General features: G+C 35.4%; 4 protein-coding genes and 1 pseudogene. 4 read left to right on the top strand and 1 reads right to left on the bottom strand.

Features of this window, described 5'->3' with window-relative positions; all coding sequences use genetic code 11:
- The first annotated feature begins 237 nt into the window (after positions 1–237).
- Positions 238–1,629: a cache domain-containing protein gene (locus tag AT685_RS00310; protein ID WP_143713050.1), complete on the top strand. Its 1,392-nt coding sequence runs from the start codon at positions 238–240 to the stop codon at positions 1,627–1,629.
- Here the strand turns inward: AT685_RS00310 and AT685_RS00315 are convergent.
- Complete coding sequence (locus tag AT685_RS00315; protein WP_072151082.1) at positions 1,603–3,174, bottom strand: M28 family peptidase; 1,572 nt, start codon at positions 3,172–3,174, stop codon at positions 1,603–1,605. The two genes, AT685_RS00310 and AT685_RS00315, sit on opposite strands and share 27 nt — an antisense overlap.
- Before the next feature lie 146 nt (positions 3,175–3,320).
- On the opposite strand from AT685_RS00315, the gene AT685_RS00320 reads away from it, so the two are divergent.
- From AT685_RS00320 to AT685_RS08515, 3 genes and pseudogenes are all read left to right on the top strand, one after another.
- Positions 3,321–3,986, top strand: coding sequence for a sigma-70 family RNA polymerase sigma factor (locus AT685_RS00320; RefSeq protein WP_072151083.1), 666 nt, complete (start codon positions 3,321–3,323; stop codon positions 3,984–3,986).
- Between the two features lie 20 nt (positions 3,987–4,006).
- Positions 4,007–4,837: an anti-sigma factor family protein gene (locus AT685_RS00325; RefSeq protein ID WP_072151084.1), complete on the top strand. Its 831-nt coding sequence runs from the start codon at positions 4,007–4,009 to the stop codon at positions 4,835–4,837.
- A gap of 4 nt (positions 4,838–4,841) precedes the next feature.
- Positions 4,842–5,041 (top strand): annotated as a pseudogene (locus tag AT685_RS08515) (hypothetical protein); the annotation flags it as partial.

Raw genomic sequence — 5,041 nt, forward strand, 5'->3', positions numbered from 1 at the left:
AACTCCAGTCACGATCAGATCTCGTATGCCGTCTTCTGCTTGAAAAAAAAAAAATTATCAATTATCCTTTTTCTTTCTTTTCTTTTATATTTCCGACTTTTTTTTTTTCTTTTTACACCCCTTTTCCCCCCTCTGCTCTGAAAATTTACTCCCATTTTAAAAGAAATGTTTTTTGGGTTAAGGTTGCTTAGCCAGATTTTAAATTTTGTTTTCTCTTTCTTTCCTACAGTGACATTAGTGTATCTTGCCTATAAAATCTGGGATAGAAAAAGGGTGCCTTCTGGTTTTTTTCAGCTCTTTTTCGCTTTGATTTTGACCTTCGTTGCTTCCTTTCAGGTTTTTATTTTAGTTTTATTCTTTGAGTATCTTTATGATTACGAAGCATCTATAGCGACGATTGTCTTCTGGATTGGGTTAATTTTTGCTTTGTGGGGCATAAACAAGGTTGGCGAAAATATATCTCAAAATTTGAGTGAGGAGATAAACAAAATTATCAAATGGGTTGTCTTTCTTTCTCTTGTTTTCCTCGTTTTTTACTACCTTCCGATTTACTTTAAAATTCAAAGAACCTTAATTTGGAAGGTTGGGGCTCTTTTCTATGGTTTTAGTTCTGTTTCGCTGTGGGGAATATTCACTTCAATTGCCTTGATTGCTGGCATGGTGCCAGAGATGAGAAGTAAAGCAAATGTTTTGAAAATCTTGAGTTTTTATTTTCTGATTGAACCTTTGATTTATCTTACTTTTGTGGCTTTTGAGGTTTTACCTTCATGGCTTTTTACCGCTCGTATGCTTATGTCTGCAGTGAGTGTTGTCATCGCTTTATATGTTGCTTTCTTCACATTACTTTTTACCTTGAGGTATTTGGATCAAATTATCTCTGGAGTTGAGAGGGTTTATTCTGGCAGGATAAAACTTGTTTCGCTTAGAAGGATAAAAAAGTTCGTTTTGACATCAATTCCATTTATAGGTATTTTGTTGTTTTTGCAAGCGTTCTTGATAAAGAAATATATTGAGTTTGAAGTTGAAAGATATGCTCGGGAAAAGGAGAAACTTTTACGAAGCGTCGGGAACAATATTGAATTTGCCTTAAATGAGTCGTTTAAAATACTTAAAGACCTTTCAGAGGATAAAGATGTGATTGAAATTAATATCCCAATGCTTCATTTAAAATATGCAAGGATTTTCCCAAGATTCCCAGACTACATAAGGAATGTGAGCAGGGTTGATGAAAACGGAATTTTGAGATACACCTATCCGGTTGACCCGAAGGCAATTGGGCGTGATGTGAGTTATCAGGAGCATAATAAAAAGTTTTTGATGTTAAAGAAACCAGTTGTGAGCTCTGTTTTCAAAGCCGTTCAGGGTTATGATGCTGTTGTGCTTGAGTATCCAGTTTTTGATTCAAAAGGTAAGTTCAGGGGTGGGGTTTCGTGTTTGATTGATGTTGAAAAAATGCTTGAGCACTTCACAAAGATGACGGGTGGGGGACTGGATGAGTTTTTAATTTTCAGCGTTAACTCTGGCTCTGTTCTTTTCGCAAGTAATTATAACTTCGTAGGGGAAAACTTTTATAAAAATAACAAAACAAAAACTGATTTGCAATTAATTTGCAAGCTTATCCTGATTTAATTTCGGCTTTATTTCAGAATTTGCAAGCCTGTAAACCACCTTATAACAAAGCCTCGCAACTTTCTCAATCTTAGAAAAATTAATTTTGCTTGTTTCATCGCTCACCTTGTGATAATCTTCATGCTCGCCCGAATGGAAGAAAATAACAGGAATACCTTTTCTTGCAAAATTTGCTTGATCACTTCTTGGAAAATCCTTTTCACCATCATAAGAAAATCTAAAACCAATTGTTTTATTCTCCTCTTCAACTAATTTTTTCATATCTTCGCTATAGCTCCACCCGATCAAAATTAAACTATCAATTGAGTTTCGCCCGATCATATCAAGATTTACCATTGCGATTGTTTTTTCAATCGGGAAAAGTGGATTATCAACATAATATCTTGAACCGAGTAACCCTTTTTCCTCCCCACAGAAAGCGATAAAAAGAATACCTCTCCTCGGTTTATCCTTGCCCAATCCAAAAGCCTTTGCAACTTCCATCATTCCCACAGTTCCAGATGCGTTATCGTCAGCTCCATTGTAAATGCTATCTTTTTCAGACGAGCCGATCGCAGAAGGCGAAAAATAACCTACATGGTCGTAGTGTGCCCCCACAACTATAATTTCATCTTTTAACGCTTTATCGCTTCCCTCAACAAACCCCACAACATTGTTTGCGTAAGTATTCTCCTTAATGAAACTAACTTTCATTTTTATCTTTACATTTTCAATTTCAAAAGACCTTGGTTTTAAATTTTCATCAATTGTTCGTTGAATTTCTTTTAAAACCTGAACATCACCGAAAATTTCTTTAATAAACTTCTCCCCAGCTTCAACCGCAGGTATCAAATCTCTCTGCAAATAAGCAAGTTGAATCGGAAGTGAAGCCCTTGGAAGGTTTTTAAAAATTTTCGGCCACGCATAACCCCGTGGCTTTAAAACAAAATGATTCAATGGGTCTGGCAAAATTATAACACCAATTGCGCCATGCTCAAGTGCGTTTTGAACCTTATACCTTGGGAAAGAATACCTCGTCGGACGAACCCCATCAAAAACACCTGCCGAATCCATCTCCTGCGGTTCATCCCTTAACACAATTACAATCTTCCCCTTAACATCTATCCCCTCGTAATCGTCATATCCATACTCCTTTGCTGTAATACCATAACCTGCAAAGACAACTTTTGCTTCAACTTTACCCTCACCAAAATTATACGGGACAAAATCAATCCCAAGCTCAAAATCTATATCCTCCCCATTTCTTGATAAAGTAAGATAGTTTTCATCTCCAAGGTCAACCTTTATAAACTCAACTCTTTGAAAATAACTTCCATTAACTGGTTTCAACCCATACTGTTTGAACTTATCAGCGATAAATTCACCTGCTATATTAAGTTCTGGACTTGGCGTATTTCTTCCCTTTAAAGAGTCAGAAGCCAGAAACGAAATGTTTTCCCGAATGCTTTCTGCTGAAATCCTGTTTAAACCAGGGTCAACGGTCTCTCTAACCGACGAACATGCAAAAAGGAAAATAGCGGTTATAAATAAGAAAACTTCCTTCATAAGTTTGCTTTTTATTTTAAAATAAAAATTGATATGCTCAATTCAAACTTTTATTAACCTCTGCTTTAGCCCCTTTATACTGCTCCTATTGATAATGATGGCAAAATTTGTTATAATTAAACAAAGCAAAAATAACTTTGAGATTTATGAAACTCAAAGATAAGATAAAAACCCTACTCAAACAGGAAAAACGGGATAAAAAATTAACTGACGAAGAACTGTTGAAAAAGCAGAAAGAATTTGAAGAGGAAGCAATACCACACATGCAGTTTCTTTATAACTTCGCCTACCGTATGACTGGAAATGAAGAAGACGCAAAAGATTTAATTCAGGAAACATACATGAAAGCATTTAGATTTTGGGATCAATATGAACCCGGAACAAACATAAGAGCGTGGTTGTTTAAGATAATGAAAAATTCATACATCAATAAGTATCGCAAGGCGACAAAAGAACCTGGAAAAGTTGATTACGATGAAATTCAAAACTTCTATGAAACAGTTCGTGATGAATCGTTTGAAACATCAGACCTTCAGGAGCATATCTTTGAAAATATATTTGAAGATGAAGTCATAGAAGCCCTCAGCAAATTGCCCGACGAATTTAGAACCGTTGTCATACTTGCCGATATTGAAGGACAAACATATGAGGAAATTGCTAAATTCCTTGATATACCAATTGGAACTGTTCGCTCAAGATTACACAGAGGAAGAAAAATGTTAAGAAAAGAGCTATTTGAATTTGCAAAGAAAAAGGGATATATAAAAGGTAAACCAGAAGATTATGAAATAGATGACCGGGAAAAAGATTAAAATTAAACTTGGTGAGAGCCATGGATTGCAAACAAACAAGGGAATTTTTAAGCGCCCTTGTTGATAATGAGGAAATTGACTCACAAACAAAACAAAAATTAGAAGAACATATCTGGAGATGCGCAACTTGCAGAACTGAATTTGAACTTGAAAAAAAGACGAAACAAACAATTCAATCAAAAGTAAAAATAATTCCCGTCCCAAATGAACTCATCACAACGGTTCTAACCCAGATAAAATTACTTCAAAATGGTTACGCCACATCTCCCAAAAACTCACAAATATCAAATCCCTCACCAAAACCATGGCTTGAGATTGCTTTTTCGCTTGGGGTTGTAATAATAACCCTCGCAGTTGCAATTTTTTTCATTTCCATATATGAACATAAAATGAACCAAAAAGAAATAATCGCAAAGGAAGTTTCGGGTTTGATAAATCACTTTGACTCAATTGCTCAGGGGCTGGCGAAACCAGAAATTTTATCCGATGACCCTGAATATGTTAAAAATGAAGTTGTTTCAAAAGCAAGTTTCATGCCGATGATAATGAAAATACCTGAATTTAAAATTATCGGCGCATCAATTAAAGACCCCCATTCATCTTCCAAAAACTCAAAATGCGTAAATCTCATCTACCGAAATAATGATAAATTAATCTTCTTTCACCAAGCACCCTTGAAAACAGCACAGCTTCACGAGGATGTGAAAAAAAGAATTCTTAAAGGTGAATGGATTTATGACACAATTGGAGACGATTCATTCGTGATTTGGGGAACTAACGAACTCGTCTGTTGCGCAATCTCAAATATGCGAAAGGAGGAACTTGAAAAGGTTTTAAAACAAAGCTGGTGAATTCATGAAAAAGTTTTTACTATTTTTAATTCTATCTTTACTTATATCCTGCTCACGAAAAGAAAAACCTCAACCAGAAACCCAATCTTTAACCACACATCAAATTTTTGATCTCGTAAAAATTGAAAATTCACCCCATCCCGAAAAAGCTCCGAACTTTTACTGGCGGACTAATGATGCTGAAATTAGCTTATATGAAATTTT

The sequence above is a fragment of the Candidatus Kryptobacter tengchongensis genome, from assembly GCF_001458555.1.
GTDB lineage: Bacteria > Bacteroidota > Ignavibacteria > Kryptoniales > Kryptoniaceae > Kryptonium > Kryptonium tengchongense.

Excerpts from the sequence above, each read along its gene's own strand:
- AT685_RS00315 (WP_072151082.1), bottom strand. The coding sequence starts at position 3,174 with ATGAAGGAAGTTTTCTTATTTATAACCGCTATTTTCCTTTTTGCATGT.
- AT685_RS00320 (WP_072151083.1), top strand. The coding sequence starts at position 3,321 with ATGAAACTCAAAGATAAGATAAAAACCCTACTCAAACAGGAAAAACGG.
- AT685_RS00325 (WP_072151084.1), top strand. The coding sequence starts at position 4,007 with ATGGATTGCAAACAAACAAGGGAATTTTTAAGCGCCCTTGTTGATAAT.